Origin of the sequence: Prauserella endophytica (assembly GCF_005146945.1) — a bacterium.
GTDB lineage: Bacteria > Actinomycetota > Actinomycetes > Mycobacteriales > Pseudonocardiaceae > Prauserella_A > Prauserella_A endophytica.
Genome location: NZ_SWMS01000028.1, coordinates 56,383 through 83,236, shown reverse-complemented (window position 1 = coordinate 83,236; position 26,854 = coordinate 56,383). Strand labels below are relative to the sequence as shown.

At 71.1% G+C, this 26,854-nt stretch carries 23 protein-coding genes; 10 read left to right on the top strand and 13 right to left on the bottom strand.

All coding sequences use genetic code 11. The annotated features are described in order from the left end of the window. From FCN18_RS32765 to FCN18_RS32745, 6 genes are all read left to right on the top strand, one after another. Positions 1-937, top strand: a 937-nt coding sequence (locus FCN18_RS32765; protein ID WP_323808386.1) for an SDR family NAD(P)-dependent oxidoreductase, incomplete at its 5' end; no start/stop codon positions are given. Beyond that, positions 937-1,395: a MaoC family dehydratase gene (locus FCN18_RS32760; RefSeq protein ID WP_137096923.1), complete on the top strand. Its 459-nt coding sequence runs from the start codon at positions 937-939 to the stop codon at positions 1,393-1,395. The genes FCN18_RS32765 and FCN18_RS32760, both read left to right, overlap by 1 nt. Before the next feature lie 202 nt (positions 1,396-1,597). Next, positions 1,598-2,032, top strand: a complete 435-nt coding sequence (locus tag FCN18_RS39290) for a hypothetical protein (RefSeq protein WP_158303212.1) — start codon at positions 1,598-1,600, stop codon at positions 2,030-2,032. Further along, a complete protein-coding gene (locus tag FCN18_RS32755; protein ID WP_158303211.1) occupies positions 2,029-2,844 on the top strand; it encodes an alpha/beta fold hydrolase in 816 nt (271 codons plus the stop codon). Before FCN18_RS39290 ends, FCN18_RS32755 begins: the two co-directional genes overlap by 4 nt. 277 nt (positions 2,845-3,121) lie before the next feature. Continuing rightward, positions 3,122-3,958 (top strand): (2Fe-2S)-binding protein, encoded by an 837-nt coding sequence (locus FCN18_RS32750; RefSeq protein WP_137096931.1) that lies wholly within the window; start codon positions 3,122-3,124, stop codon positions 3,956-3,958. A gap of 33 nt (positions 3,959-3,991) precedes the next feature. Then, positions 3,992-4,990 (top strand): ABC transporter substrate-binding protein, encoded by a 999-nt coding sequence (locus FCN18_RS32745; RefSeq protein WP_137096922.1) that lies wholly within the window; start codon positions 3,992-3,994, stop codon positions 4,988-4,990. Positions 4,991-5,033: 43 nt separating this feature from the next. On the opposite strand, the gene FCN18_RS32740 is transcribed toward FCN18_RS32745, so the two are convergent. The 3 genes from FCN18_RS32740 to FCN18_RS32730 form a co-directional block, all read right to left on the bottom strand. Continuing rightward, positions 5,034-6,077 carry a FecCD family ABC transporter permease gene (locus FCN18_RS32740; RefSeq protein ID WP_137096921.1) on the bottom strand — a complete coding sequence of 348 codons (1,044 nt, stop codon included), beginning with the start codon at positions 6,075-6,077 and terminating at the stop codon, positions 5,034-5,036. Next, positions 6,074-7,126, bottom strand: a complete 1,053-nt coding sequence (locus tag FCN18_RS32735) for a FecCD family ABC transporter permease (protein WP_112276507.1) — start codon at positions 7,124-7,126, stop codon at positions 6,074-6,076. Before FCN18_RS32735 ends, FCN18_RS32740 begins: the two co-directional genes overlap by 4 nt. Positions 7,127-7,340: 214 nt before the next feature. Beyond that, a complete protein-coding gene (locus FCN18_RS32730) occupies positions 7,341-10,454 on the bottom strand; it encodes a BTAD domain-containing putative transcriptional regulator (RefSeq protein WP_137096920.1) in 3,114 nt (1,037 codons plus the stop codon). Positions 10,455-10,563: 109 nt separating this feature from the next. On the opposite strand from FCN18_RS32730, the gene FCN18_RS32725 reads away from it, so the two are divergent. After that, positions 10,564-11,790, top strand: coding sequence for a cytochrome P450 (locus FCN18_RS32725; protein WP_112276509.1), 1,227 nt, complete (start codon positions 10,564-10,566; stop codon positions 11,788-11,790). 13 nt (positions 11,791-11,803) lie between these two features. Here the strand turns inward: FCN18_RS32725 and FCN18_RS32720 are convergent, their stop codons facing one another. The 3 genes from FCN18_RS32720 to FCN18_RS32710 are packed head-to-tail and all read right to left on the bottom strand — an operon-like array spanning position 11,804 to position 15,461. Continuing rightward, positions 11,804-13,993, bottom strand: coding sequence for a xanthine dehydrogenase family protein molybdopterin-binding subunit (locus FCN18_RS32720; protein WP_137096919.1), 2,190 nt, complete (start codon positions 13,991-13,993; stop codon positions 11,804-11,806). Continuing rightward, complete coding sequence (locus FCN18_RS32715; RefSeq protein ID WP_137096918.1) at positions 13,990-14,982, bottom strand: FAD binding domain-containing protein; 993 nt, start codon at positions 14,980-14,982, stop codon at positions 13,990-13,992. The genes FCN18_RS32720 and FCN18_RS32715 overlap by 4 nt, the downstream gene beginning before the upstream one ends. Continuing rightward, positions 14,979-15,461 carry a 2Fe-2S iron-sulfur cluster-binding protein gene (locus tag FCN18_RS32710; protein WP_137096917.1) on the bottom strand — a complete coding sequence of 161 codons (483 nt, stop codon included), beginning with the start codon at positions 15,459-15,461 and terminating at the stop codon, positions 14,979-14,981. The genes FCN18_RS32715 and FCN18_RS32710 overlap by 4 nt, the downstream gene beginning before the upstream one ends. A gap of 103 nt (positions 15,462-15,564) precedes the next feature. On the opposite strand from FCN18_RS32710, the gene FCN18_RS32705 reads away from it, so the two are divergent. Further along, positions 15,565-16,206: a TetR family transcriptional regulator gene (locus tag FCN18_RS32705; RefSeq protein ID WP_112276513.1), complete on the top strand. Its 642-nt coding sequence runs from the start codon at positions 15,565-15,567 to the stop codon at positions 16,204-16,206. A gap of 4 nt (positions 16,207-16,210) precedes the next feature. Here FCN18_RS32705 and FCN18_RS32700 read toward each other — a convergent pair whose 3' ends face one another. From FCN18_RS32700 to FCN18_RS32690, 3 genes are read right to left on the bottom strand one after another with little or no spacing between them, the layout of a single operon-like run. After that, positions 16,211-18,052: a serine/threonine-protein kinase gene (locus FCN18_RS32700; RefSeq protein WP_137096916.1), complete on the bottom strand. Its 1,842-nt coding sequence runs from the start codon at positions 18,050-18,052 to the stop codon at positions 16,211-16,213. Next, positions 18,049-19,899, bottom strand: coding sequence for a serine/threonine-protein kinase (locus tag FCN18_RS32695; RefSeq protein WP_137096915.1), 1,851 nt, complete (start codon positions 19,897-19,899; stop codon positions 18,049-18,051). Before FCN18_RS32695 ends, FCN18_RS32700 begins: the two co-directional genes overlap by 4 nt. A 12-nt stretch (positions 19,900-19,911) precedes the next feature. Further along, positions 19,912-20,940, bottom strand: coding sequence for a tryptophan--tRNA ligase (locus FCN18_RS32690; RefSeq protein ID WP_112276516.1), 1,029 nt, complete (start codon positions 20,938-20,940; stop codon positions 19,912-19,914). Between the two features lie 191 nt (positions 20,941-21,131). Between FCN18_RS32690 and FCN18_RS32685 the strand changes: the two genes are divergently transcribed. Beyond that, positions 21,132-22,541, top strand: a complete 1,410-nt coding sequence (locus FCN18_RS32685) for a pyridoxal-dependent decarboxylase (RefSeq protein ID WP_137096930.1) — start codon at positions 21,132-21,134, stop codon at positions 22,539-22,541. Between the two features lie 54 nt (positions 22,542-22,595). Beyond that, on the top strand, positions 22,596-23,015 hold the full coding sequence (locus FCN18_RS32680; RefSeq protein ID WP_137096914.1) for an SRPBCC family protein: 420 nt from the start codon (positions 22,596-22,598) through the stop codon (positions 23,013-23,015). Here the strand turns inward: FCN18_RS32680 and FCN18_RS32675 are convergent. From FCN18_RS32675 to FCN18_RS32660, 4 genes are all read right to left on the bottom strand, one after another. Beyond that, complete coding sequence (locus FCN18_RS32675; RefSeq protein ID WP_112276518.1) at positions 22,990-23,559, bottom strand: TetR/AcrR family transcriptional regulator; 570 nt, start codon at positions 23,557-23,559, stop codon at positions 22,990-22,992. The genes FCN18_RS32680 and FCN18_RS32675 overlap by 26 nt on opposite strands. After that, a complete protein-coding gene (locus FCN18_RS32670) occupies positions 23,526-24,341 on the bottom strand; it encodes an SGNH/GDSL hydrolase family protein (protein WP_112276519.1) in 816 nt (271 codons plus the stop codon). The genes FCN18_RS32675 and FCN18_RS32670 overlap by 34 nt, the downstream gene beginning before the upstream one ends. 127 nt (positions 24,342-24,468) lie before the next feature. Beyond that, entirely contained in the window at positions 24,469-26,064 is a 1,596-nt protein-coding gene (locus tag FCN18_RS32665; protein WP_206078030.1) for a beta-N-acetylhexosaminidase, read from the bottom strand. 93 nt (positions 26,065-26,157) lie between these two features. Continuing rightward, a complete protein-coding gene (locus FCN18_RS32660; RefSeq protein ID WP_137096913.1) occupies positions 26,158-26,850 on the bottom strand; it encodes a hypothetical protein in 693 nt (230 codons plus the stop codon). Positions 26,851-26,854: the final 4 nt, after the last annotated feature.

Below are 26,854 nucleotides of genomic sequence, written 5' to 3'. Positions count from 1 at the left end.
CCGACTTCCGCCTAGTTCCTACCACAAGCCCCATCCAGGGGCCCGCACGGAAGAGGGTGCACTAGTGACCAACCACGAGGTCGCCGTCGTCACGGGCGCCGGAAGCGGGATCGGTCTGGCCACGGCTCAGCGATTTCTCGCGTGCGGATGGTCCGTGGTGGCCGCGGATCTGAACGCACAGGCGCTCCGTGCCCTGGAGGACGGCCATGCCGCGGATTCGCAGAGCGCCGACTCGCTCCGAACCGTCGTCGTCGATGTCGCCGACGAGCAAGCCGTGCGAAGCGCGGTCGCGATCGCCGTGACGGAGTTCGGCGCGCTGGGCGCGATGGTCAACAACGCTGGTGTCGGCGGGGCCTTCGGGCCTATCACCGAGATCGAGGCAGAGGACTGGGAATACACCTTCCGGGTGCTCTCGACGGGGGTCTTCTTCGGTGTCAAGCACGCCGCCGCCGCGATGGTGGAGAGCCGGCAAGGCGGCTCGATCATCAACATCGCCTCCACGGCCGGACTGGCCGGGGGCATCAGCCCGCAGGCGTACTCCTCGGCCAAGGCCGCGGTGATCTCGCTCAGCCGCACGGCAGCCGTCGAACTGGCGGCGCACCGCATCCGAGTCAACGCCGTGTGCCCCGGCGTCATCGGCACGCCCCTCGTGCACCGAGGGCACTTGGACTCCTTCGAGGAAAAGCTCGCCAGTGTCCAGCCCTGGCCGGAGTCCGGACGGCCGGAGGACGTGGCCGGCGCCATCGCCTTCCTGGCCTCGGACGACTCGAGATTCATCACCGGACAATCGATCGTGGTCGACGGCGGCCTGCTTGCCAGCGGTCCCGGACAGGCATTCATGCAGATGCTCGGGCTCGACGCCGGCGCCGCAGGCATGGTCGGAGTGAACCGGGGTTCCACGGGCCAGGGTTCGGTCGTCCGGCGCAAGGACCGTTGATGGCTCAGCGCGTGTTCGCAACCCTTGCCGAGCTGTCAGCTTCCATCGGCCTGGTGGTCGGTCCGACAGCCTGGGGCCCGATCGACCAGAGCCTGATCAACCGCTTCGCCGATGACACCGGCGACCACAACTGGGTCCACGTGGACCCCGAACGCGCCACCGCCGCGGGCTACGAGTCGACCATCGCCCACGGGTTCCTTACCCTCTCCCTCATCGGCGCCTTCAGCCCGGAGCTCATCGCGATCGAGGAGTGCCCTACCACGATCAACTACGGACTCGACCGCGTGCGGTTCCCGGCACCGTGTCCACGTGACTCACGCGTGCGGGCCACGGCGGAGATCCTCAGGGTCGAGGAAGTGCGCGGAGGGGGTCAGCTGACCCTCCGATACGTGATCGAGCGCGAGGGTTCCGACAAGCCGGTGTGCGTGGCCGACCAACTGTCCAGGAGGATGCGGTGAGCCTGGCGGTCGACGAATGGTCGGCATCCCGCTCGGACCGGTTGTGTGCCGCGGTGCAGACCCGCTCGGGGTCCGTATCGGGCCAGGTCAGCTACGTCGCCGGCGGACCGCGGACCTGATTGGGGAATCAAGGCGGGCTGTTGCCCAGGTCACAAATTTAATCTATTATTGATTCATTTCTAGGAGAAGGAAAGGGAACGGCATGGTGCAGTTCGATGATCCCGCGTTCGCCGAGTCGCTGGTGCGGCGACTCGACTCGAACGCTCGGTTCGCGAGAGAGACGAGGTGGTTCGACGGCTCCATCCTCTTGGAGTCCGACGGTGCCCGACTCTGGCTGAAGGTGTATCGCGGCAAGGTCATTGACCACCTGCCGTTCCAGCCGCCGCTCGGCTACACCTTCAAGCTCGGCGGGCCCGGTGCCGCATGGGCGTCGCTGCTGTCCGGCGAGCGGCGTTACGCAGATCTCGTGACGCCCGGCGTGCGGCACTTCGAGGGCGATCCGAACCTGGAGCGCCTGGGAGAGATGACCTCGGAACTGGGACTGGAGGGCAATCTCATGGAGGCCAGCCGTCTCACCGAGGCGGTTCACACGCTTGTCGAAGTCATCCTCGAGGTCGGACGGGAGGGTCGCGCATGACGTCGACCTGGAAGGACATCGTTGGGCGCTACATCGAGGTCGACGGTACGCCGACGTACTACGACGAGATCGGCGTCGGCGGCCGTCCGATCATCTGTGTCCACACGGCGGGGGCCAACGCGCTGGAGTATCGCTACCTGCTGCCGCTGCTGGCGGAGGCAGGGTTCCACGCGATCGCTCTCGATCTGCCTGGACGAGCCCGGACCTACGCCTGGCGTGGCGAGGTGACGACCACGATCCATCGGCACGCCGAGTTCGTTCGGCTGTTCAAGCGGGAGCTTTTCGGGGAGTCCAAGGTGGTGGTCACCGGGACCTCCATCGGTGGCGATGTCACGATCGACCTCGCCGTCAGCTATCCGGAGGACTTCAGTGCGGCCATCGCATTCGAGGGCGCTGCCCGGACGCCTACCTTCCCCGATCCAGGCGAGTACATGCAGCCGAGCTGGAACCCGGGGTGGCAGGACACGATGGAGCGGATCTCCGGGGCGGCGTTGAACGCCAAGTGCCCGCCGGAGAAGGAGGAGGAACTCCGGTGGATGCACCGGAACGCGCAGGTGAGCGCGGTTGGCGATCTGCAGGGGTGGGCCAATCATGACGTCCGCGACCAGCTGTCCAACGCCACCATCCCGGTGCTGGTGGCAGCCGGCGTCGAGGACTTCTGGCTGCCGGAGGAACTTGTCGACGAGACCGTTGCCGGCCTGCCAGACGCCGAGAAGCTCATGATCGACGGCATCGGTCACTACCCGATGTTCGAGGCACCTGAGTTGATCTGCTCGATCATCGTGGACTTCGTGGAACGCAAGGTCAACTGATGCAGGCGACTCTGTGAGGGAGGAGCACTTCGACGCACCTTCCTCACAGGGTGCCTGTCACAGCGCGCCGAACAGGCCCAACGATGAGACCTGAGCGGAGTCGCGGGATGCGGCGCACGATGCCGAACTGGTCGCTCAACTGGTCGTGAGTCGCGGTGGTTCGTACGCTTCAGCGTCAGGTCCACTCCACTCGCGGCGGGTTGTTCCACGGCCCGGCCCCATGGGTAGTCGACGAGTGAGGTCGACCTTTTCGTCCTAGTTTGTGTAGGCTTACCTAATGCAGGTGAGGCACCGCGGTCCGCTGGCCCCCGTCGTCCAGGCGTGCGCCGAGTTGACGTTCGCGCCGCTTCCCGTGCTGCTCGACGAGCCGCCCGCCGACACCCCCGGCACTCACTGGTGGCGACTGGACCGGCTTGTCGGCGAAGACCAGATCGGCCCCGCCTTCGACGCCTTCCGCGAGCTGCGCGGCCCACGGCAGATCAGCGCGGCCGCCGTGCATTTCCTCAAGAGCTTCGGCCGGGAGCTGATCTTCCTCGCCGCGGCGGGCACCTACCTCGCAGGCCGGTCCGCTGAACTCCGCCCCGACGTGGTCTGGCTGCCCGCCGACGAGCGAAACCTGCTCGGCGAGGTGCACGTGGTCCGCCCGCGCGTGGCCGTGCTCGACGGCCACCCCACCGAGCCGGGGACCGTTCCCGTCCGCGACGAGAACGAGCTCGACGAGTGGACGAGCGTGCTGATGATCGACTTGTTCGGGCCGGTGATCGACGCACTCAGTGCGCACACCCGGGTCGGGCGCCGCACGCTGTGGGGATACGTCGTGGACATGCTCAACTTCTACATGCTGAACCCGGCGCGCAGGCTCGGCAACGACCTGGACCAGGCATGGAGGAGAAGCGAACGGCTCACCACCGCGTTGCTCGCCGCGGGCGCCCCGATCCGGAAAGGGCCGCGGCTGTTCTGGTTCCAGCCCGATCGGCCGCAGGGCGCCTGGGCGGTGCGCGGCACCTGCTGCTTCGACTTCCGCGCAGACCCTGAGCACGGCTACTGCATCACGTGCCCGCTGGAAGACGACACCGTACGCCAGACCAAGTTCGCCGAGGCCTTCGGCGACTGAGCCCTTGCCGCATCCCGCCCACGGAGGACAGCTGTGGAAAGACCCCCTTCCCTGCTGGGAAGACGCACGGTTCTGACCGGCCTCGGCGCCGGACTGGCCACGCTGGGACTGAGCGCGTGCGGCCCGCGTGACACGTCGGGAGGACAGTCCACAACGGACACCAAACCGGTGAAGCACCCGTACGGAAAGGCCGACGTGCCACTTTCCCCGCAGCGGGTGATCGCACTCGACCCCGGCCAGGCTCTGCAGGTGGCACTGGAGCACGGTGTCCCGCTGGTGGCCTCGGCCACGCTCGACGCCGACCCGCCGGTGCCCGGCTACCTTCCCCGTGGGACCGGGGAGTTCGAGCACCTCGGGTTCGGCCAGGTCGACGTGGAGCGGCTGGCCGGGTTCGGCGCCGACCTCATCGTCGGCAACACCGCGTCGCTGCAGGACAACTACGCCGCGCTTGCCGGACTGGCGAGCACCGTCGCCTACGCCAACACCCGGGATGCCGTGGAATGGCACGAGTCCGCGCTCACCGTCGCCGAGGTCTACGGCGTTCGAGAAGCGCAGCAGCGGAAGCTGGACGAGTACCGGACCCGCGCCGAGCGGTTCCGGGCCACGCACGGGAACCTGCTGGCTGGCAAGAAGGTCGCACTGCTGCGGTTCACCACCGACGAGCTGCGGATCGTCACCGACTCGATCATCTTCCCGTCGCGGATCCTCACAGACGCCGGGGTCCGCCGCACCGAGTCCAGCACGCCGGAGCAACCTGAGGACACCTACACCAGCCTCTCGCCGGAACAGGTGAGCCGCCTCGCGGACGCCGACGTGCTCATCCACTTCAGCGGCGGCGGGGCGTTCGAGGGCGGTCAGGTGTCCAGCACGTTCCGCAGGTACACCGAGGGCGAGCTGTGGCAGCGGCTGCCCTCCGTGCGGGCTGGCAAGGTGTTCGAGGTGCCGAGGGTGTCCTGGTGGGACGGTGCGTCCGCGTCCGCGGCGGGCGCACTGCTCGACGACCTGGAGCGGCTGGTCCCCCAGTTCGCGTGAGGAGCAGGTGCGCGGCCGGATCGCCGGCCGCCCACCACCGGGTTCATCCGCTCAGGACGGACCTGCGGCTCCAGCGCCGGCCGAGCAGGGTCGCAAGGTACACGCCGCCGAGCACGCCGGTCGCGACGCCCACGGGCAGCTCCCCGGTGGGGAACACCTGCTGTGCGGCCACATCGGAGCCGAGCAGCAGCACAGCGCCGACCAGCCCGGACCCCACCACGCTCGGGCCGCCGGGTCGCAGCAGCCGCCGCGCGAGGTGCGGAGCCGCCAGCGCGACGAACGCGACCGGGCCCGCCGCCGCGGTCGCCGCTCCCGCGAGGCCCACGGCCACCACGAACAGCTGGAGCCGCGTCCTTCCTACCGGGACGCCGAGTCCGGTGCTGAGCTCGTCGCCCAGTTCGAGCAACGTGAGCCTGCGCAACAGCAGCACCGACGCGGGCACGAGCACGGTCACGGCGATGGTGGCGATGGTGACGTGGTCCCAGCTGCGGTCGAGCAGGCTCCCGGTGAGCCACACCGCGGCCCGGAACGCGTCGTCGACCTCGGCCGAGATCAGCAGGTAGCGATTCAGCGAAAGCAGCAGCGCGCCGATGCCGATCCCGACCAGCACGAGCCGTTGTCCCGGCACGCCCCTGCGATAGGCCACCAGGTACACGACCGCCGCGGTGACGAACGCGCCGGTGAGCGCGCTCAGTGCGACCGCGAGCGCGCCGCCGCCGATCAGCAGGATCTGCAGCAATGCCCCGGTCGCGGCGCCACCAGCGAACCCGAGCACGTCGGGGCTGCCGAGCGGGTTGCGGGAAAGGCTCTGCAGGATCGCCCCGCTCACCCCCAGCGCGGCGCCGACCAGCAGGGCGGTGACCACTCTCGGCAGCCGCACCGTCCAGAAGACATAGTCCACTCCGGACGGACCGGGGTCGCCGGCGAGCATCCCGAGCGCTTCGCCGAGCGAGACGGGCAGCTTCCCGACCGTCAGCGCGTAGCCCGTCAGCGCCAGCAGCAGGAGCGCGAGCAAACCGGTCACCACGGCGGGCCGGGAAGAGTAGCGCGCCGAGAATCCCGGCACCCGCACGGTTCTCGTGCTCATGCGGCCGCCCGCCTGCGCCGGACCAGCACGACGAAGAACGGCGCGCCGACGATCGCGGTCAGGATCGACACGCGCAGCTCGCCGGAGGGCAGCACCACGCGTCCCGCCACGTCGGCGAGCAACACCATGACCGCGCCCAGCACGCCCGCGTACGGCAGCACCCAACGCTGGTCCGGTCCGGTCACCGCGCGCGCCAGATGCGGGGCGGCCAGCCCGACGAAACCGATCGGGCCCGCCACGGCCGTGGCAAGGCCGGCCAGCACCAGCACCGAGAAGCCGACCAGCAGCCGAGTCCGCGGCAGCCCCACGCCGAGCGCCGTGCCGAGCTCGTCGCCCAGCGCGATCGCGTTGAGCCGCGGTCCCAGCGACAGCGCCACGAGCACGCCGACGAGCAGGAAGGGCAGCAGCTGACCGACCACGGCCAGCTCCGGTTTCGCGATGTCGCCGACGATCCAGAACCGGTACTCGTCGAACGCCTTCGGGTCGAGGAAGACCATCGCCTCGGCCGCGGAGACCAGCGCCGCGCCGATCGCGGTCCCGGCGAGCGCGAGCCGCACCGGTGTGCCGCTGTCGTTGCCCCGGCCGCCGATGAGATAGACCAGCGTGGTGCTGAGGGTGGCGCCGAGGAAAGCGAACCAAACGTAGCCGGTGAAGTCCCCGATTCCAAGGCCGACGATGGCGACCAGCACTCCGAACGCGGCGCCCGCGTTGATGCCGAGCACGCCGGGGTCCGCGATCGGGTTGCGGGTCAGCGACTGCATCAGCGCCCCAGCGAGCCCGAGCGCGATCCCCACGCAAATGCCCACCGCTGTGCGCGGCATCCGGAGGTCGTGCACGATGATGGCCGGCTCGCTGCGGTCGTCGGCGAACAGCACCCTCAGCACCTCGCCGATCGCCACCGGCTCCGAGCCGGTCAGCAGGCTCAGCACCGCGCAGCACAACAGCAGCGCGACCGCCGCCAGCAGCCCGGTAGCCAGGTGGGCGGGCCGTGCCCGTGCCCGCGCGCCTTCCGCCTCCTCGACGTCTGGACCCCCACTCCCAACCCTCACCCCTGAAGGTTAGGGCACCCTCGCAAGCGACCCGCGACGATCGTCTTCGTTCCAGGGAAAGGCGTGGCGGCGCGAACCCGGCGGCCCGAACACTGGCCCTCGTCCACACCGGGCCTCGTGGCCCGGACCGACGCGGGCACCAGAAGAAGGGCTGGTCAGCGACGACCACCTCAGCGACGTTGGTTCGCTGGAGGAGTGCTGAACCTGATCCCGTTCACCACGTGAGTGTGCTGGCGGCGAGCTCCCGCCAGTTCGCCCGCGTCCCGTCCCGCGTGGCCTCGGTGAACCGCGTGTCGCCGAGGCCACGCCGCGCGGCTCGCTCGATGCGGGCCGCGTCCGGGTGGCAGCGATCCGGCAGGCCGCGCACGCTCGTGCTCGCCGCGAGCAGCCTCGCCGCCTGCTCGTGTTCTTCGTGGCGCAGCGCGAGGTCCGCGATCCCGACGAGCGTCTGCGCGATCAACGGGGCATACCCGACCTGGGACGCCGCCGCGAATGCAGCGGCCCGGTGTTCGCGGGCCTCGCCGGGATCCTCGGCGAGATAGCCGAGGAGGTCGTGTGCCGCCGCGCGGACCTGTGCCCGCTCGGCGTGGTCGCCCAGCAGGGCCATCGCGACGTCGAGCTGCCGCCTCGCCTGCCCGGCATCGCCGCTCCAGCGCGCGAGCTCCGCTTTGGACAGTGCCAGCTCGGCCAGCGCCTCCGGCCAGGAAAGGCGCTGCGCGCAGCGCTGTGCCTCGGCCATCGCGGCGGCGCTCGCCTCCTCGTCGCCCGAAAGCCAGTACAGCTGCGCCTGCCGAGACCGCATCGGTGCGATGTCCTCGACAGCGCCGACCTCGGTGACCACCGCGATCGCCTGTTCGTAGTGCTCGCACGCCGCCGTGAGCTCGCCGCGCAGGGCGATCCGGGGTGCCAGCTCGGTCAGCGCGAACGAGATGCCCCACCGGTCGCCGATGGCACGGAACTCGGTGAGCGCCGTCTCGAGGTCGGTGTCCGCCTCCCGCGCGTCGTGACCCAGCGCGATCTTCATCTTGCCGAGGTGCAGCCGCGCGAGCGCGCGCACCCAGGGATCCTCGTCGCCCAGCAACGGTTCCCACGCCGACTGGTACGCGCCCGGCTCCCGCAGCAGGTGCTCCAGTGCGGCGACACACCGCAGCGCGGGGTGATGGTCCTGGACGGGCCTGCCGATGCGGTACGCCCGCCGGATCCACTCGGCCGCCTCGGTCTGGTCGCTCCTGCCGGAGGTCACGAACATCGTGACGAACGCGTACACCGTGGCCCGGATCTCGTCGCCCACCTCGCCGGGCACTGCGGTCGCCGCCATGATCAGCTCGTTGCCCTCGGCCTTGTGCCCGCCGAGCCACCAGTACCAGCCCGCGGCCGCCGCGAGCCGCATCGCCCCGCCCGCGTCGGAGGCCGCGAGCGCACCGCGCAGCGCGGCACCGATGTTGTCGTGCTCGGTCTCGAGCACGGCGAGCCAGTCCAACTGCCCGGCGCGGCGAAGGTGTGGCTCAGCGGTCTCGGCGAGTTCGGTGAAGTACGCCAGATGCGCGCGGCGTGCCCGGTCCGCGTCGCCCGCCTCCGCGAGCTTCCGTGCGGCGTACTCCCTGATCGTGCCGAGCATCCGGTACCGGGGTGCTCCGTCGTCCCCGGCCACCACGAGCGACTTCTCGGTCAGCGCCGTGAGCAGTTCGAGCACCTGCTCCCGCCCGGCCACGTCGCCGGCGCACACCCGCTCGGCCGCCTCCAGACTCGCCCCGCCGGCGAACACCGAGAGCCTGCGCAGCACCGTCCGTTCGACGTCGGTGAGCAGTTCCCAGCTCCAGTCGATCACCGCGCGCAGCGTCCGGTGCCGGGGCAGCGCGGTGCGGCTGCCGCCGGTCAGCAGGCGGAACCGGTCGTCGAGCCTGCCCGCGAGCTGGTCGAGGGACATGGTGCGCAACCTGGCCGCGGCCAGCTCGATCGCCAGCGGCATGCCGTCCAGCGCGCGGCACACGCGCGCCAGGCTCGCCGACGTGCCTGCGCCGGTCGCGAGGTCCTTGCGCACCGCGCCCGCCCGGTCCCGCAGCAGCCGGACGGCCGGAGACGACTCGATCTCGGCGGGATCGGCGTCCTCGGCGGGCAGGTCCAGCGGCGCGACCGGCCACAGCGCCTCACCGGTGATGCCGAGCGGTTCCCTGCTCGTGGCGAGGATCCGAAGGCGCGGGCACTCGCCGAGCACCCGGTGGGCGAACGCCGCGGCCGACTCGATCACGTGCTCGCAGTTGTCCAGGATCAGCAGCATCGCCCGCTCGCGGACCGCGGCCACCACCCGGTCCGCCGGCTCCGTCTCCGGTGCCTCGCCGATCAGCGTGTCCCGCAGGCCGAGCGCGGCGAGCGTCGCTCGCGCCACGTCCTCGGTGCCGACGGCCGCGAGCTCAACGAGCCACGCCCCGTCCGGCAGTTCCCCGGCCAGGATGCGCGCGGTTTCCGTGGCCAGCCTGGTTTTTCCGGAACCGCCCGGACCCGTCAGGGTGGTGAGCCGGTACTCGGCGACGAGGTCGCGGACCGTGGCGATCTCGGTCTCCTTGCCGACGAAGGTGGTCAGCTCGGCGCGCACGTTGGTCCTGCGGCTCTCGTCCGGCCTGCCCAGCTCGCCCCGCAGCAGCGCGACGTGCAACGCGGACAGCTCGGCGGACGGGTCGACGCCCAGCGCGTTGGCGAGGGCCTCCCTCGTGTGCTCGTACACGAGCAGCGCCTCCGAGCCGCGACCGGCCGCGGCGAGGGCACGCATCAACGCGGCGGCAAGCCGTTCCCGCAACGGATGCGCGGCCACGAGGTCGGTGAGCTCCGCGACGTCGCCGGCGGCGGGCTCCGCGTCGAACCGGTCCTCCAGCGCGGTCAGGCGCAGCGCCTCCAGCCGGGTGACCGCCGCGTCGAACGCAGCACTGTCCTGCAGGCCGACGTCCTGCATGGCCGCACCACGCCACAACGCGAGTGCCTCGCGCAGCCGCCGGGGATCATCGCCATCGCGGGCCTCGCCGACCAGGCGTTCGAACCGCACGGCGTCGACGCCGTCGGGCTCCACCACCAGCCGGTAACCGTTCGGGTGCCCCTCGACCGACCCTTCCGGCAGCACCTTGCGCAGCCGGGAGACCAGGCGTTGCAGGGCGTTCGCCGCGTCGGCCGGCGGACGCTCACCCCAGATCCAGTCAATCAGTGTCGCCTTCGGCACCACACGGCCCGGATCGAGCGCCAGCGCGATCAACAGTCCGCGCAACCGGGCGCCCGGCACGTCGGCCGGGGCGCCGTCGTCCGCGCGAACCTCGAACGACCCGAGCACCCCGATCCGCACCCGGTCGATTCTGCCAGGCCGGGCGGCCGGACCGTGTCAGAGCCGTGTCAGCCCCATGTCAGCCCGGTCGGCGACCGTGGCCTTCACACCCGCCACGAAAGGACTTCCGATGAGCCAGACGTCCGCCATCCCGTACGGCCTTCCCACGGAGCGCGACGCCGGACCCTTCGCCCCGCCGAGCGAGCTCACGCGGCTGCGCGCGGTGCGCCCGGTGAGCCCGCTGCTCTTCCCCGACGGGCACGAGGGCTGGCTCGTCACCGGCTACGAGGCGGTCCGGCAGCTCATGGCCGACACCCGGTTCAGCTCCCGGCTGGACATCGGCGTCCTCCACGTGCCCTACGGGACCTCCGACATGCCCGTCGCCACCGAACCGTCACCGCAGATCCCGGGCATGTTCATCGCGATGGACCCGCCGGACCACAGCCGCCTGCGGCGCAGGCTCACCGGCGCCTTCACCGTCAAGCGGATGAGGACGCTCGAAGAGCACATCGCCGACATCGTCGAGCGGCAGCTGGACCATCTGGCGCGCCTGGCGCCGCCTGCGGACCTGGTGAAGGAGTTCGCGCTGCCCGTGCCCTCGCTGGTGATCTGCGAGCTGCTCGGCGTGCCCTACGCGGACCGGGAGACGTTCCAGGTCAACTCCGCGAAGTTCCTGGTGAGAGACCAGTCGATCGAGGAGAAGATGGCCGCCTACGGCGCGATGATGGGGTACCTGGCCGAACTGGTCACCCGCAAGCGCGCCGAGCCCGGCGAGGACATCCTGTCCGACCTGGCCCGCCACGACGACCTCACCATCGAGGAGCTGACCGGGGCCGCGTTCCTGCTGCTGCTCGCCGGTCACGAGACCACGGCCAACATGCTGTCGCTGGGCACCTTCGCACTGCTGGAGCACCCCGAGCAGCTCGCCGAGCTGCGCGCGAACCCGGAGCTCTTGCCCGGCGCCGTCGAGGAGCTCATGCGCTACCTGTCGGTCGCCGACATCTTCTACCGCTACGCCACGGAGGACATCGAGCTCTGCGGGGAGACCATCGGCAAGGGATCGACCGTCGTGATCTCCTTGCTGGCCGCCAACCACGACCCCGCGCGCTTCGAGAACCCCGGTACGTTGGACATCCGCCGCACGGCGCGCGGCCACCTCTCCTTCGGTCACGGCGTGCACCAGTGCCTCGGCCAGCAGCTGGCCCGCATCGAGATGCGCGCCGGTTTCGGCGGACTGCTGCGCCGCTTCCCGACGCTGCGGCTCGCCGTCCCGGCCGGCGAGGTGAAGCTCAGGACCGACATGAACATCTACGGCGTCCACGAGCTTCCGGTCACCTGGACCGCCCCGGCCGGCTGACCGGCGGAATGGATCACAAGAGCTTGTCCAGCGTGATGGGCAACTCGCGGATCCGCCTGCCGGTGGCGTGATGGATGGCGTTCGCGATCGCGGCCGCGGCTCCCGTGATGCCGACCTCGCCAACGCCGATGAGACCGAGCGGCATCGTCGGATCCGGCTCATCGAGGTAGGCGACGTCGATCGGCGGGACGTCGGCGTGCACCGGCACGTGGTACTCGCCGAGGCCCGGGTTCATGATGCGGCCCGTGCGCGGGTCGACGAGCGTCTCCTCGGACAGCGCCATGCCGATCCCCATCACGATGCCGCCCCGGAGCTGGCTCACCGCGGTCTTCGCGTTGATCACCCGCCCGACGTCGAAGGCCGCGGTCCATCGCGACACCCGCGTCTCGCCGGTGTCGGGGTCGACGCGGACCTCGCAGAACTGCGCCCCGCTCGCGGCCTTCATCCAGCGCCGCTGGTCCCGGATCAGCTTCGAAAGGAACCGCACCTGTCCGGTGAGCCTGCCGATGCGGGTGTCCGAGCCGACGGAGACCTCCAGCGACGGCACGCCCGCGCGGGCCAGCGCGGCGGCGGGATCGTCACCCGGCCGCCCCAGCCTTGCCAGCTTCCTCCGCAGCTTCTCGCACGCCGTCAGCACGCTGCTCGCCACGCTCGCCGTCTGCATCGACCCGCCGGCGGCGGGGCTCAACGGCAGCGAGGAGTCGCCGTACTCCACGCGCACCGACTCCACCGGCACGCCGAGCGCGTCGGCGGCGATCTGCGCCTGCGCTGTCGCGCCCCCCATGCCCATCTCCTGGAACCCGCAGCGCACCAGCACGCTGCCGTCGACCGAGAGCCGCACCGTGACGTTGGCCAGGAACTGCCACGCGGGGTGAAACGCCGTGGCCACGCCCATGCCGACGAGCCAGCGGCCGTCGCGCATCGAACCCGGCTCCGGGGTCCGGTCGGCCCAGCCGAACCGTTCGGCTCCGAGCCGGTACGCCTCGCGCAGCTTCCGGTTGGCGAACCGCCTGCCGTCGATCGGGTTGCGCTCCGGCTCGTTGCGCATCCGCAGCTCGATGGGGTCCATGCCCAGCTCGTACGCCAGCTCGTCGATCGAAGCCGTGCCGATCGAGTCGCCGGGTGCGCGCATGGCCGTGTTGGAGATCAGGTCCAGCTCCACCACGTTCTGCCGCACCAGGATGTTCTCGGCGTCGTACAGGTGCTTCGACTGCGAGGTGACCTGTTCCGGGTTGCCGCCGACGCGCCCGGTGCGCGTCACGCTGGTGTGGACGAGCGCGGTGAGCGTGCCGTCGGTGCGCGCGCCGAGCGCCACCCGCTGCGTCGATGGCGTGCGCCCGCCGACCGTGCGGTACACGTCTTCCCTGGTCAGCAGCAGCCGCACCGGCCTTCCGGTCGCGCGTGCGGCCATGACGGTGAGAATGGTTCCCGGCCAGATGTTGGCCTTACCGCCGAATCCGCCGCCGACGAACGGTGCGAGCACGCGCACACCCTCCACCGGGACGTCGAACCGCAGCGCGAGGTGCGAGCGCAGCCAGTCGATGCTCTGCGTTCCATCGTGGACGGTCAGCCGGTCGCCGTCCCACATCGCCGTCGTCGCGTGCGGCTCGATCGCGTTGTGGTGGTGCGGCGGCGTGGTGAACCGCGCCTCGATCCTGACGGGCGCCTTGGCCAACGCGGCCTCGGCGTCGCCCTTCTTCGCCGACCCTGACATCAGCAGGTTGCCCTTCTGCGGTTCGGCGTTCGGCTCCTCGGCTTTGAAGTCCACTGTGGACGCAAACGTGGTGTAGGAGACCTCGACGAGTGCCGCGGCCTCGCGTGCCGCCGTGAGGGTCTCCGCTACGACGACCGCCACCGGTTGCCCGTCCCAGTGCACCTCGTCGGTGTTGAGGTAGCTGACCGACGTGCCGGACGCCATCGTGCTGAGGTCCAGCGGGTTGAACCTGCGCGGCGGTTTCAGTGCCGGTGCGTTGTGGTGCGTGAGCACGGTGATGACGCCGGGGATCGCGGCCGCCTCGGTGGTGTCGATCGCGGTGATCCGGCCGCGGCTGACCGTGGCGTGCACGAGCGCCGCGTGCGCGAGCCCGGGGTAGGGGTACTCGGCGGCGAATCGGGCCGCGCCGGTGGTCTTGGCGGTGCCGTCGACGCGGTCGACCGGCTTGCCGACACTCGGCTCGTGTGTTCTCGGCAGGGTCTGGGTCACGCCGCGCTCCCATCGCTGAGCAGGTCGCGCAGGGTCGCCACGATCGTGCGCCGCGCGAGCTCGATCTTGAAGGTGTTGCCGTCCTGGCCGGTCGCGGCGGCGAGCTCGGCCTCGGCGGCCGTGCGGAAGGCCTCCTCGGTCGCGGGTGCGCCGAGCAGCACGCGCTCCGCCTCGACCGCCCGCCACGGCTTGGGTGCGACGCCGCCGAGCGCCAGCCGCACCGCGGTCACCGTGCCGTCGCCGACGTCCAGCGCGGCGGCCACGGAGACCAGCGCGAACGCGTACGACGCGCGGTCGCGCACCTTGCGGTAGCGCGACCGCTCCGTGACCGGTGCGGGGAGTTCGACGGCCGTGATCAGCTCGTCCGGCGCGAGAGCGGTCTCCACATGCGGCGTCGAGCCGGGCAGCCGGTGGAACTCGCTCAGCGGGAGGCGCCGGGTGCCGCGCGTGCTCTCCACCTCGACCTCCGCGTCGAGCGCCGCCAGCGCCACGCACAGGTCCGACGGGTGGGTGGCGATGCAGTGCTCGCTGACGCCGAGCACGCCGTGGTTGCGGGTGAAGCCGCCGATCGCGGCGCAGCCGCTGCCGGGCTCGCGTTTGTTGCAGGCCGACGCGCCGTCGTAGAAGTAGAGACAGCGGGTGCGCTGCAGCAGGTTGCCCCCGACGGTCGCCATGTTCCGCAGCTGCGCCGAGGCCCCGCACAGGATCGCCTGCGACAGCACGGGATAGCGCGTGCGGATCAGCGGATGGGCGGCGAGCGCGCTGTTGCGCACGAGCGCGCCGATCCGCACGCCGCCGCCGGGCAGCTCCTCGACCTCCGTGAGCGGCAGCCTGCTGATGTCCACGACCACGTCGGGCCGCTCGATGTTCTCGCGCATCAGGTCGACGAGGTTCGTCCCGCCGCCAAGGAACTTCGCGTTCGGCTCGCCCGCGACGGCCCGCAGCGCGGTCTCGACGTCGGGCGCGCTGACGTAGGAGAAGGTCCTCATCGCGCGACCTCCTGGATGGCCCCCACGATGCCGTTGTAGGCGCCGCAGCGGCACAGGTTCCCGCTCATCCGCTCCCGGATCTCCGCCGCCGACAGTTCCCCTCCGGACGCCTGCTTGGTGACGGCGCTCGGCATGCCGTCCTTGTGTTCGGCGAGCATCCCGACGGCCGAGCAGATCTGGCCGGACGTGCAGTACCCGCACTGGAAGCCGTCGTGCCGCACGAAGGCGCCCTGTAGCGGATGGTCGAGCCCTTCGATGGTGGTGATCTCCCTGCCCTCGTACTGCACGGCCAGCGCGAGGCAGGAGTTGATCCGCTCGCCGTCGGCGAGCACCGTGCAGGCGCCGCAGGCGCCCTGGTCGCAGCCCTTCTTGGTGCCGGTGAGGCCGAGGTACTCGCGCAGAGCGTCGAGCAGGCTGACCTGTGGCTGGATGTCGAGCGGTTCGTCCGTTCCGTTCACGCGCAAGCGCACCTCGACCACGTCGATCCCCTTTGTTAGGTCCGGTAGGGCCAAATTAACAGAACAGCGTTTCGTTAACAAGAGTACGGTGTTCTGTTAAGTCGGGACCTATACTGGACCGGATATGGCTGAGTCGACGTTCGTGCGGGCCAGGAGGCCGGAGCACAAGCAACAGCGGCGCGACGCCATCCTCGCGGCGGCCCGCGAACTGGCCACCGAGTCCGGGGTGCGCAACGTGAGCCTCGGCAGCGTGGCCGCGGCGGTCGGGCTCGCGAAGTCCAACGTCGTCCGCTACTTCGGCACGCGCGAGGAGATCTACCTCGAGCTCGCGATCGAATGCTGGCGCGAGTGGACCGACGAGGTCACCCGGCGGCTGCGCGACGGCGCCGACGTCATCGACACCCTCGCCGAGACGCTCGCCGACCGCCCACTGTTCTGCGATCTCCTCGGCCACACGTCCACCACGCTGGAGCACAACGCGTCCGTGCCGGCCGTCGCCGAGTTCAAGCGCGGCGTGCTGGGCGTCGTCGCCGCACTGGGCTCGGTCGTGGCGGCACGGTTGGAGCTGACCGAGCAGGAGGGCGTCGAGGTCGTCGGGCTGGCCACCGTTCTCGCGAGCATGCTCTACCCGGCCGCCAACCCGCCCCCGGTGCTCGTCGAGGTCTACGCACAGAACCCGGACCTCGCCGCCGCGTGCCTGCCGTTCACGCCCACGTTGAAGCGCGGGATCGCGGCTCTCGCGGCCGGCCTGCCCGCGCTCCGCTGACCCGTTAGGAGTCGCTCAGCCCCTCGATCGCGGCCTCCGCGAAGGCCTGCGTCTTCGCGCACACCTGGCCCGCGACGTTCGCGTGGTAGGCGATGCGCACATCCTCGGTGCGGTCGGTGTCGAGCCTGCGGTGAGTCCACGTGAGCGAACACGATTCCGGGCTGACCTCGTAGACGTAGGCGCGCACCCCGGCGAGATCGACGGGCCGGTAGCCCTCGTCGGGAGGGGCCCGCGGCGCTCCCGGGCTGACGGTCAGGGTCAGTGAGCCGCCCGCCGTCCACTCACATTCGTGGAGGCGGGTGAGCGCGGTGCCCGTCACGGTGCCGAGCACGTCGCGCGCCGCCGTATCGTCCACAAGGGAGCATGGGTCGAGGGTGATGGCGCTGTGGCCGGGAAGATCCCATGCGCCGGCGCGATCCCGCAGCTGCTGTACCGCCGTCGCCAGCACGGCTCGCGTGCGCCCGCAGGCATCGCCCGAGGGATCCGAGTCCTCGGTGCGGAGCCCGAGTCCCGGCTCGCCCGGCAGCTGGATGGTGGCCTCGCAGCCGCCCGTGAGATCGGTCAGCAACACTGGGAGTCCCGCGATGCCGGCGCCCCTCTCGGCGCCCGCCGCCTGCACCGGCTCGCCGATGACCAGCTTGACCGTGTCACCCTCCGACGTCTCGTACGCGCAGCGGTTGAGGTGGATCGGGTTCTCTTCGGCGGTCAGCGTGCCCTCGCCCCGCACCTGCGCGCCGTCGAGCAACGCGCACGGGTCGGTGCCGCGCAGCCGGTCCACGCTCAACGCCTGCTCCACCGGCAGCCGCGTCGCCCGCGGTGTGACGGGCTCCTGCTCGTCACCGCCGATGTTCACGGCGACGACCACACCCACGCCGACCACGGCCGCAGCACCGAGTGCCGCGGCGGCCCAGGCCAGGCGGCGGCGCCGCGGTGCGGGCGGGGGCAACGGCGGCAGCGGAGCCGGCCACGACAGCACCGCCCTCACCTCGGACTCCTGCCGTGCGATCAGCTGGCCCACGGCGAACGGCCACGGCGAGGCGGCGGGGCTGACCGGGCCGAGGAAGTCGAGGATCTGCTCCGGCGCCGGGCGCCGCGCCGGGTCCTTGGCGAGACACGCCTCGGCGAGCGATCGGATCTCGGGTGGCACGGCGGACAGATCCGGGTCCGCGTGCACGACGTTGTAGAGCGTCTGCGGCGCTGTCTCGCCCGTGAACGGGCTCCGCCCCGTGGCGGCCATGACGAGCAGGGCACCGAGGGAGAACACGTCGCTCGCCGGGGTCAGGTGCGCGCTCTCGGCCTGCTCCGGCGACATGAACGAGGGGGAGCCGATCACCGCGCCCGTGCTGGTGAGGTCGGAGCCCTCCACGGCCCGCGCGATGCCGAAGTCGATCACCCGGGGGCCGTCGGAGGTGAGCAGCACGTTGCTGGGCTTGAGATCCCGGTGGATCAGTCCGGCGCGGTGGATGTCGGCGAGCGCCGCGGCGAGCCCGGCGGCCAGGTACTTCAGCGAGTCGACGGGCAGCGGTCCCGCGGCGTCGACCGCCTCCCGCAGTGACGGTCCGGCGACGTAGACCGAGGCGAGCCAGGGCGCCTCGGCCGAGGGGTCGGCGTCCATGACGGCGGCGGTGTAGGCCCCGGACACGCGGCGGGAGACGTCCACCTCGTGTGCGAACCGGTCGCGGAATCCGGGGTCGTGCGCGAACTCCGGGTGCACCTGTTTCACGGCTGCGAGGCGCCCGTCCGGGGCGACGGCCAGCAGCACCCTGCCCATGCCCCCCTCGCCGACGGCGGCGAGCGGCCGGTACCGCCCGATCGGCCCGGCCTCGTCCGGTCGCAGCGGTCTCACGGTTGCGGCAACCTCGGCATGATCCGTTCCGCGAGCCGCCGGGTCTGCCCGCACACATCGGCCACGTCGGCGCCGCTCGCCGTCGCGCGGTAGAGCACGCGGACCACCTCCGTGAAGCCCTCCTCGACGGGCACGTGTGCCCAGCTCACCCCGCACGCCGGGCTACCCGCGTCGGGGAACTCCTGCTGGTACACCGTGCGCTCGCCGAGTTCCACCGGTGACTCGTCCTGCCCGCCTCTGCCGGGGGAGACGGCTCGCTCGAGGGTGACCTCGACGGTGCCGCCGACGTCCCACCGGCACTCGTGCAGGCCGTCCGGCTCCGTTCCGACGACCACGCCGAACAGGTCGCCCAGCTCGGCGTCGTCGGTCAGCGCGCAGGGATCGACGGTGGCGAGCGTGCCTCTCGCGTCCTGCCAGCCGGCTCCGCCCTCGCGCAGCGCGCCGATCGCCTCGGTGAGGGTCGCCCGTGCGGTGCCGCAAGGGTCCGGGTCGATCGTGTCGCCGACGCCCGGTGACGTGGTGACGCTGATGCCGTGCGTCTCCTGGCCGGGGATCAGCGCGATCGCCGTGCACCGGCCCTCTCCACCGGCAGGTCCGACGCTCGCGGGCAGCCGGGCGATCTCGTCGGTGACCACGGCGTCGGTGGGAACGCGGTCGCCGAGCTGCAGATCCAGCCACCGCCCGTCGGGCGCCTCGTAGGTGCAGCTGAAGAAGTGCACGTCGATCTTCGGCGTGAGGTCGCCGCCGAGGACTCGGCACGGGTCGACGGACCGAAGTCCCGCCGCACTGAGCGGGGCGGGTGGTCCGGTGCTCGTGGGGCTCGGGGCGCCCTGTGCGACTGGTACCGCGGTGCCGGGCGAGGACTTCGTGACGTCGAGCAGCGTTCCGGCGAGCACTCCACCGACCACGAGCACCACGGCGGCGAGCACGGCGAGCACCGGAGACCGTCGTCGTGCCGATGGCTCGACCAGGGCTGCCCTCGCCTCCGCCTCCTGCGCCCGGATCAGCTCGTGCACCGGGGACGGCCACGGCTGGGCGCTCGGCGCCACGGGGCCGAGCCGGTCGAGCAGCTGCGCCGGTGTCGGCCGGTCGGCGGGGTCCTTGGCAAGGCACGGCTCCACCAGAGCGCGCACCTCCGCCGGCACGGCGGTCAGGTCCGGCTCGGTGTGCACGACGTTGTAGAGCGTCTGCGGCGCCGACGTTCCCGCGAAGGGGCTCTGTCCGGTCGCCGCCATGACCAGCAGCGCGCCCAGCGAGAACACGTCGCTCGCCGACGTGAGCGGGCCGCCCTCCGCCTGCTCGGGGGACATGAAGCCGGGCGAGCCGATCACCGAGCCGCTGCGCGTCAGCTCGGAGTCGCCCTCGACCGCCCGCGCGATGCCGAAGTCGATCACGCGCGGACCGTCGGCGGTGAGCAGTACGTTGCTGGGCTTGAGATCCCGGTGCACCAGACCGGCGCGGTGGATGTCGGCGAGCGCCGAAGCCAGCCCTGCGGCGAGGTACCGCAGCGAGACAGGCGGCAGCGGTCCCGCGGCGTCGACCGCCTCGCGCAGCGACGGCCCCGCGACGTAGACCGACGCGAGCCACGGGGCGTGTGCCGTGGGATCGGCGTCCATGACCGCGGCCGTGTAGGCGCCCGAGACGAGCCGTGACGCCTCCACCTCACGCGCGAACTGGTGCCGGAAGTCCTTGTCGTGCGCGAACCCGGGGTGGATCTGCTTGACGGCCGCGAGGCGCCCGTCCGGCGCGACCGCGAGCAGCACCCGGCCCATCCCACCGGCGCCGAGCGAGGCCAGCAGACGGTACCGGCCGACGTGCGCGGGCTCGCCGGGGCTCAGTGGCCGCACGTCACGCCGGGATCACTTGCCGACGCCGATGGCCTTGCGTACCGAGCCGAGCACTCGGCCCGCCCGTTCGCGGGCCTTCTCCGCGCCCTCGGCGAGCATGGTGTCGAGCTCGCTGCCCGGCTCCATCAGCGCGTCGTAGCGCTCGCGCAGCGGGCCGAGCTCGGTGTTGAGCACCTCGAACAGCACGTTCTTCAGCTCGCCCCAGCCCATGCCGCCCGCCTCGAGACGCTTGCGCGTGTCGGCGACGACGTCGGCGGCCGATGGCGGAGCGAACTGCTCCAGGATCTGGAACACCGACGAGCTGTCGGGGTCCTTCGGGTCCTCCACCGGCGTGCTGTCCGTTGGGATGCGCCGCACCAGCTTCTTGAGCTTGTTCTCCGGCAGGAACAGCGGAATCGTGTTGTCGTAGGACTTGCTCATCTTGCGGCCGTCGAGACCGGGCAGCGTGTGCCCTGTGCCGGCGTCGGGGATGATCGCCTTCGGCACCTTGAACGAGTACGACTTGCCGTACAGGTGGTTGAAGCTGCCCGCGATGTCGGCGGCGTACTCGACGTGCTGCACCTGGTCCTTGCCCACCGGCACCACGTCGGACTCCATGATCAGGATGTCCACCGCCATGAGGATGGGGTAGTTGTACAGGCCCATGTTCACGCCGGCGTCGGGCTCCTCGCCCGCCTCGACGTTGCGGTCGCGCGCGGCCTTGTATGCGTGGGCCCTGTTCATCAGGCCCTTGCCGGTCACGCAGGAGAGCACCCAGTTGAGCTCGAAGATCTCGGGGACGTCGGACTGGACGTAGAACGTCGTCCGCTTGGGGTCGAGGCCCGCGGCCACCCAGGTCGCGGCGACCGAGCGCGAGTAGTGCCGGAGCAGCTCGGGATCGCGCACCGTCGTGAGCGCGTGGTAGTCGGCGATGAAGTAGACCGAGTCGTACTGCTCAGCCAGCTGCAGCGCCGGGCGGATCGCACCGATCAGGTTGCCCAGATGGGGCTCGCCGGTCGGCTTGATGCCGGTCAAGGAGACCTTGGCTACGGGCTGTGACATGCGGGCCATCCTACTGACCAGCGGGTGGGCCGACGGCGTCAGGTGAGCCCGGGCGGCCGCAGTGAAGGCCACCCTCACTGCGCCCGCCCGTCTCCCGCCACCACTCAAACCGAGGCGCTCTGCGCCGCTGTGTCCGATCAACGCAGCAAGGTGGCCTTCACTGCGGCTAGCCTCCAGACATGGCCGGGCACATGACTCCCGAGGAGTTCCGCGAACACGGCAAGCGGGTGGTCGACTGGGTCGCCGACTACCTGGCGTCGATCGAGTCGAGGCCCGTGCGCTCGCAGGCCAAGCCCGGTGACGTCCGCTCCGCGCTGCCCGCGCACCCGCCCGAGGAGGGCGAGCCGTTCGAGCACGTGCTCGCCGACCTGGACCGCGCGGTCCTGCCCGGCGTCACGCACTGGCAGCACCCGAGCTTCTTCGCCTACTTCCCGGCCAACGCCAGCGGTCCCGCGATCCTCGGCGACCTGCTGTCGTCGGGGCTCGGCGTGCAGGGGATGGTGTGGGCGACGAGCCCGGCCTGCACGGAGCTGGAGTCGCTCGTGGTCGACTGGCTCGCCGAGCTGCTCGCGCTCCCTGAGCGGTTCCGCACCGGCTCCGCGGGCGGCGGCGTCATCCAGGACACCGCGTCGAGCGCGAGCCTCGTCGCCCTGCTGGCCGCGCTGCGGCGCGCGGGTGGCGAGGGGCGCCGGCGCACCGTGTACGTATCGTCGCAAACCCATTCGTCGCTGGAGAAGGCGGGCCGCATCGCCGGGCTCGGCGCGGAGAACGTGCGCGCGGTGAACGTCGACGAGCACACGCTCGCCATGGACCCGGCCCACCTGGACGAGCTGATCGCCGCCGACCTCGCCGGTGGCGCCGTGCCCGCGCTGGTGTGCGCGACGATCGGCACCACGTCCACCACGGCGATCGACCCGGTGCGCCGCATCGGCGAGGTGTGCCGGGCGCACGGGGTGTGGCTGCACGTCGACGCCGCCTACGCCGGGGTGTCGGCGATCTGCCCTGAGCTGCGCTGGATCAACGACGGCGTCGCCGAGTACGCGGACTCCTACGTGACCAACCCGCACAAGTGGCTGCTGACCAACTTCGACTGCTCCGTGCTCTGGCTGGCCGACCGCGCGCCGATGATCGAGGCGCTGTCGATCCTGCCCGAGTACCTGCGCAACGCCGCGAGCGCGTCGGGCGAGGTGATCGACTACCGGGACTGGCAGATCCCGCTGGGGCGGCGTTTCCGCGCGCTCAAGCTGTGGTCGGTGATCCGCTGGTACGGCGCGCGGGGGCTGCGCGAGCACATTCGCAAGGGCATCGCGCTGGCCGACGAGTTCGCCGGGCTGGTCGCCGCCGACGACCGGTTCGAGCTGCGGGCGGACCATCCGTTCGGGCTCGTCTGCTTCCGCCCGCGGTGGCCGGGGCTGTCCGCGGACGACGCCAACGCGGCGACGATGGCGCTGCTGGAACGGCTCAACGACTCGGGCGAGCTGTACCTGAGCCACACGAAGGCGAACGGGGACGTGTTGCTGCGCATGGCGATCGGCGCCCCCGCGACGGAACGCGAGCACGTGCTCAGCGCGTGGTCGACGATCCAGCGCGAGGCGGGCTAACCGGTTTTGTCGGTGGTCGTCGGCAGAATGCTCCTGACGACGAAGGGGGACATCATGGTTGTCGGTCAGACCAAGGACGCGGGGTTCCAGACCGGGGTGTCGGAGACGGTGCCCCATCCGGTCGAGACGGTGTGGGCGTACCTCACCAGCCCGGAGGGGATCGCGGCCTGGCTCGGCGAAGGCGCCGAGCTCGGCACGGAGAAGGGCGACGGCTACATCACGGCCGAGGGAACCACGGGCGAGCTGCGCAGCTTTCACGCCAACGACCGGGTGCGGCTCACGTGGCGACCGCGCGACTGGGATCACGACACCACCGTGCAGGTCGCCGTCAGTGACGCGGGTGGCCGGACGGTGCTGCGGTTCCACCAGGAATGGCTCGCCGACGGCGACGAGCGCCTCCGCCAGCGGGAGCACTGGCGCGAGGTGCTGGACCGGGTGGTCGCCGGACTCAGCCGAGGTAGGTCTCCAGGGTGACGGCCAGCGCGGCGTCCACCTCTCCCGCGCCGAGCGTCTCGCCGAGCCCGCCCCACAGCCACAGCTCGGCGAGTCCGTGCAGCGCGGCCCACAGCGACGCCGCGAGCAGCCGCGCGTCCGTGCCGGCGCGCCAGCCCGCGGCCTGGGTCTCGCCGACGAGCGCGCTGAAGTCCTCGAACACCGCGCTGTTGGTGCTCGACAGCTCGGGCTCCGCGGAGTCGATGAGGTCGTGGCGGAACATCAGCTCGAACATCGCCGGGTTGGCGAGTGCGAACTCGATGTAGGAGCGGCACATCGCGAGCAACCGCTCCCTCGGCGAGGCGTCCGGGATGTGCTCGCCGCGCTGGCGTAGCTCGGCGAAACCGGTGGTCGCGACGGCGGAGAGCAGCGCGGTGCGGCCGGTGAAGTGCCGCAGCGGTGCGCCATGCGACACACCGGCCTCCCGCGCGATCCGGCGGAGGGTGACGGCTTCCACACCCTCCTCGGCGAGCAGCGCGGTGGCGCTCGCGATCAGGCGTTGCCTGGGATCGGGTTCCGTGTCCATGTCCCCAGCTCGTCGGTGAGCGGCAGCAGCTCGGGACGTTTCGGCACGAAGCCGTCGCCGGAGGAGCGGCCAGTGAGGTAGTTGAGCACGCGCGTCCTCGCGGACGGCAGCACCGAGCCCCACACCCACCTGGCGTGCGCGAGGAGGTTCGGCGCGGCGGGGTCGCCGGGCAGCGGGGCCAGCCAGCTCAGGTCGAACGGGACGCCGAGCTTCTCGAGCATGTGCGCGGCGACCCTGCGGTGGCCGAGCTCGCCGAGGTGCAGCCGGTCGGGCCCGAAGTAGCGCAGGTCATGCGCCGCCTCGTCGGGCCACAGATCGACGAGCACCGCGCCGTAGTCGTCGGCGGCGGCGCGGACGGCGTCGTTGAACGCCTCGATGCGGTGGCGCATCCGGCGCACGATGGGCATGCGGGAGGAGATGTCGCTGAGCGTGAACACCACGACGGTGGGAGCGGCGTCGGTGAGCAGGCGCACGGCCGCCCTGGCCCGCCGCGCGACGACCTCGGAGCTGAACGACCGCGAGATCATCAGGTCGTTGCCGCCGCCGAACAGGGCCACGATGTCCGGGCGCAGGTCGATGGCGGTGGGGATCTGCTCGACGACGATCTGGTCGAGACGCCTGCCGCGCACGCCGAGGTTGGCGTAGCGGAAGTCCGGCTCGTCCTGGGCGAACCGGCTGGCGACCAGGTCGGCCCAGCCCCGGTAGTGGGTTCTGCCCGGGTAGGGATCGTCGAGGCCTTCGGTGCAGCTGTCACCGAGCGCGACGAAGCGTTGGTAACCCATTCAACTCTCCGACATGTTCCGTTCAGCTCGTGGACAATGTCTACCAAATCGGGGTAGACGGTGTCTACATCGCCGGGCCGGCGCCGGATCACGCCAGGGCCGCGCGGCGCACGGCCCTGGCGCTGGGTCACGGCCAGACGATCTGCGGCGAGCGGTAGAAGTCCACGCCCCGCTGCTGCCACCGCGGGCCCTGCTCGGCGAGCCGCCGCGAGAACGACTCCCAGTCGTGGCTCGCGCGTGGCGACCAGCCGAGCTCCGCGATCGCGGGCAACCTGGGGAACGCCATGAACTCGATGTCGTCGATGGTCCGCAGGGTCTCGGACCACAGCGGCGCCTCGACCCCGAGCACCGACTTCTCACCGACGCCCGCGACGTGGCTGCCGGGGTCCCACCCGTAGGCGTCGCGCACCTCGATGAACCCGGCCCACTGCAGCCCGAGCGGCGTGTTCGCGTCGTACTTCATGTCGAGGTACGACCTGTTGGCGGGCGACATGATCACCTTGTTGCCCCTCGCGACGGCGTCGGCGAGGTCGGCGTTCTCCGTGGTGGTGCCCCAGTACTGCGGGACCACCGAGGCGGGCGGGTCCACCCGCGCGACCTCGTTCCAGCCGAACGCCCGCTTGCCGTACTTCTCCACCAGCGGCAGCACCCGGTTCATGAACGTCCGGTAGTCCTCGTCGGTGGTCGCGTGCGCCTCGTCGCCGCCGATGTGCAGGTACGGGCCGGGGGTCATGGCCGCGAGTTCGCGGATCACGTCCTCCACGAAGCGGTACGTGATCTCGGAACCGATGCACAGCGAGGAGTACCCGACCTCGATGTCCGTGCGCGGCGGCGGGGCGACCCCGTCGCAGTTCAGCTCGGCGTAGGTCGACTGCGCCGCGTTGGTGTGCCCCGGCATGTCGATCTCGGGCACGATCGTGATGTAGCGCGAGGCCGCATAGGCCACGAGATCGGTGTACTCGGCCTTGGTCAGGAAGCCCGGTCCCTCGCCGTCAACGCCGGTGCCCGGTCCGCCGCCGACCGTGGTGAGTTTCGGCCAGCTGTCGATCTGGATGCGCCAGCCCTGGTCGTCGGTGAGGTGCAGGTGCAGGTGGTTGATCTTGTACTGGGCGAGCTCGTCGATGTAGGACTTGATCTCGGCGGGCTCGTGGAAATGCCTGGCGAGATCGAGCATCGCGCCCCGATAGGCGAAGCGGGGCCTGTCGACGATCGTCCCGCCGGGCACCGTCCAGGCGCGCCGGATCGTGCGGTCGGCCTCGATCTGCGCGGGCAGCAGCTGGCGCAGCGTCTGCGCACCCGCGAACAACCCCGCGCCGGTCCTGGCCCGGATCGTCACCCCGGACCTGCCGACGTCGAGGCGGTAACCCTGGTCGCCGATCTTGGGTTCGTGCTTGTTGAGCACCAGTGAGACGGCGGAGCCGCCCCCTCGGCCAGAGGAGACGACGGGCAGGGAGTAGCCGGTCGCCGGGCGCAGCACGCCCGCGAGGTGGCGGCCGACGCTCCTGGCCTCGGCCGAACCCACCTGCGTGCGGATGGACGTATGCGGACCGAGTGTGAAGCTGGTCCTCGGATTGGGCTTGACCTCGGCAGGCACCGGGATCACGTCGCCGAGCTCGCGTTCCGGGCCATGGCCGGGACCGGCCTGCGTGGCCGCGGCCGGAACCGCTGGTAGAAGCAGCACGGCCGTGGCGAGCAGGCCGAGGATTGTCCTGCGTTGACGCACGGAGCACCTCCGATGGGGAAGGAGCAGGTGCGGTCAAAGGTATAGACCAATACTGGTTCAGACATCCGCCGTTCGGCGGACGCTTTTCGCCGGTCAGGTCTTTTCCCGCCGTTGGGCGCGGAGTCGGAGCGCGGGGTTGTTGGTGAGCCGGAGGACGCCGATGTCGCGGGGCCGGATGTCGGCTCCGTTGGCGACGGAGTGGACGATGCCGTTGTAGACGAGGTCCCAGATGCGGCGGTCGCGGTGCCATTCGGCGAAGGTCCGGCTCATGCCGCGTTCGGAGTCGTAGAGGTCGAGGTACAGGTCGCTGCCGCCGTAGCTGGTGCGGATCTTGGTGAGCTCGTAGAGCTTGAGGTAGGTCGTCTTCCGCAGGCGGCTGCGTGACCACTGCACCCAGTCCGCGCCCGCCGAGACGGTGTCGACATTGAACGGATTGGACGACAGGTAGCTTACCGCGACGATCACCAGCCAGGTCGGCCAGTACTCGAATAGGCGCAGTCCTATTCCGTTGAGAAGCGAAACGATGGCCGCTCCGGCCACGAGCATGGCCAGTGCTGTCGCCGCTCGCGAAAGGCCAGCCTTGGGGCTGTCGCGCCACCAGGCCAAGGTGGGTCCCATTCCTGGCGGTGGTTTGGGTTTGCGGGAAAGGCGGATATCGCGATCACGGTCATCCTCAGGGCGCTTGTCGTCGCCGGTGTAACCCGGCGCGTGCGGCGGGAACGGCCTGCCGCTTTCCGGGTCGGGCCGAGGTGGCAAGCCGCCGCTGTCCGGCATTCCCTTGGGCATTTCA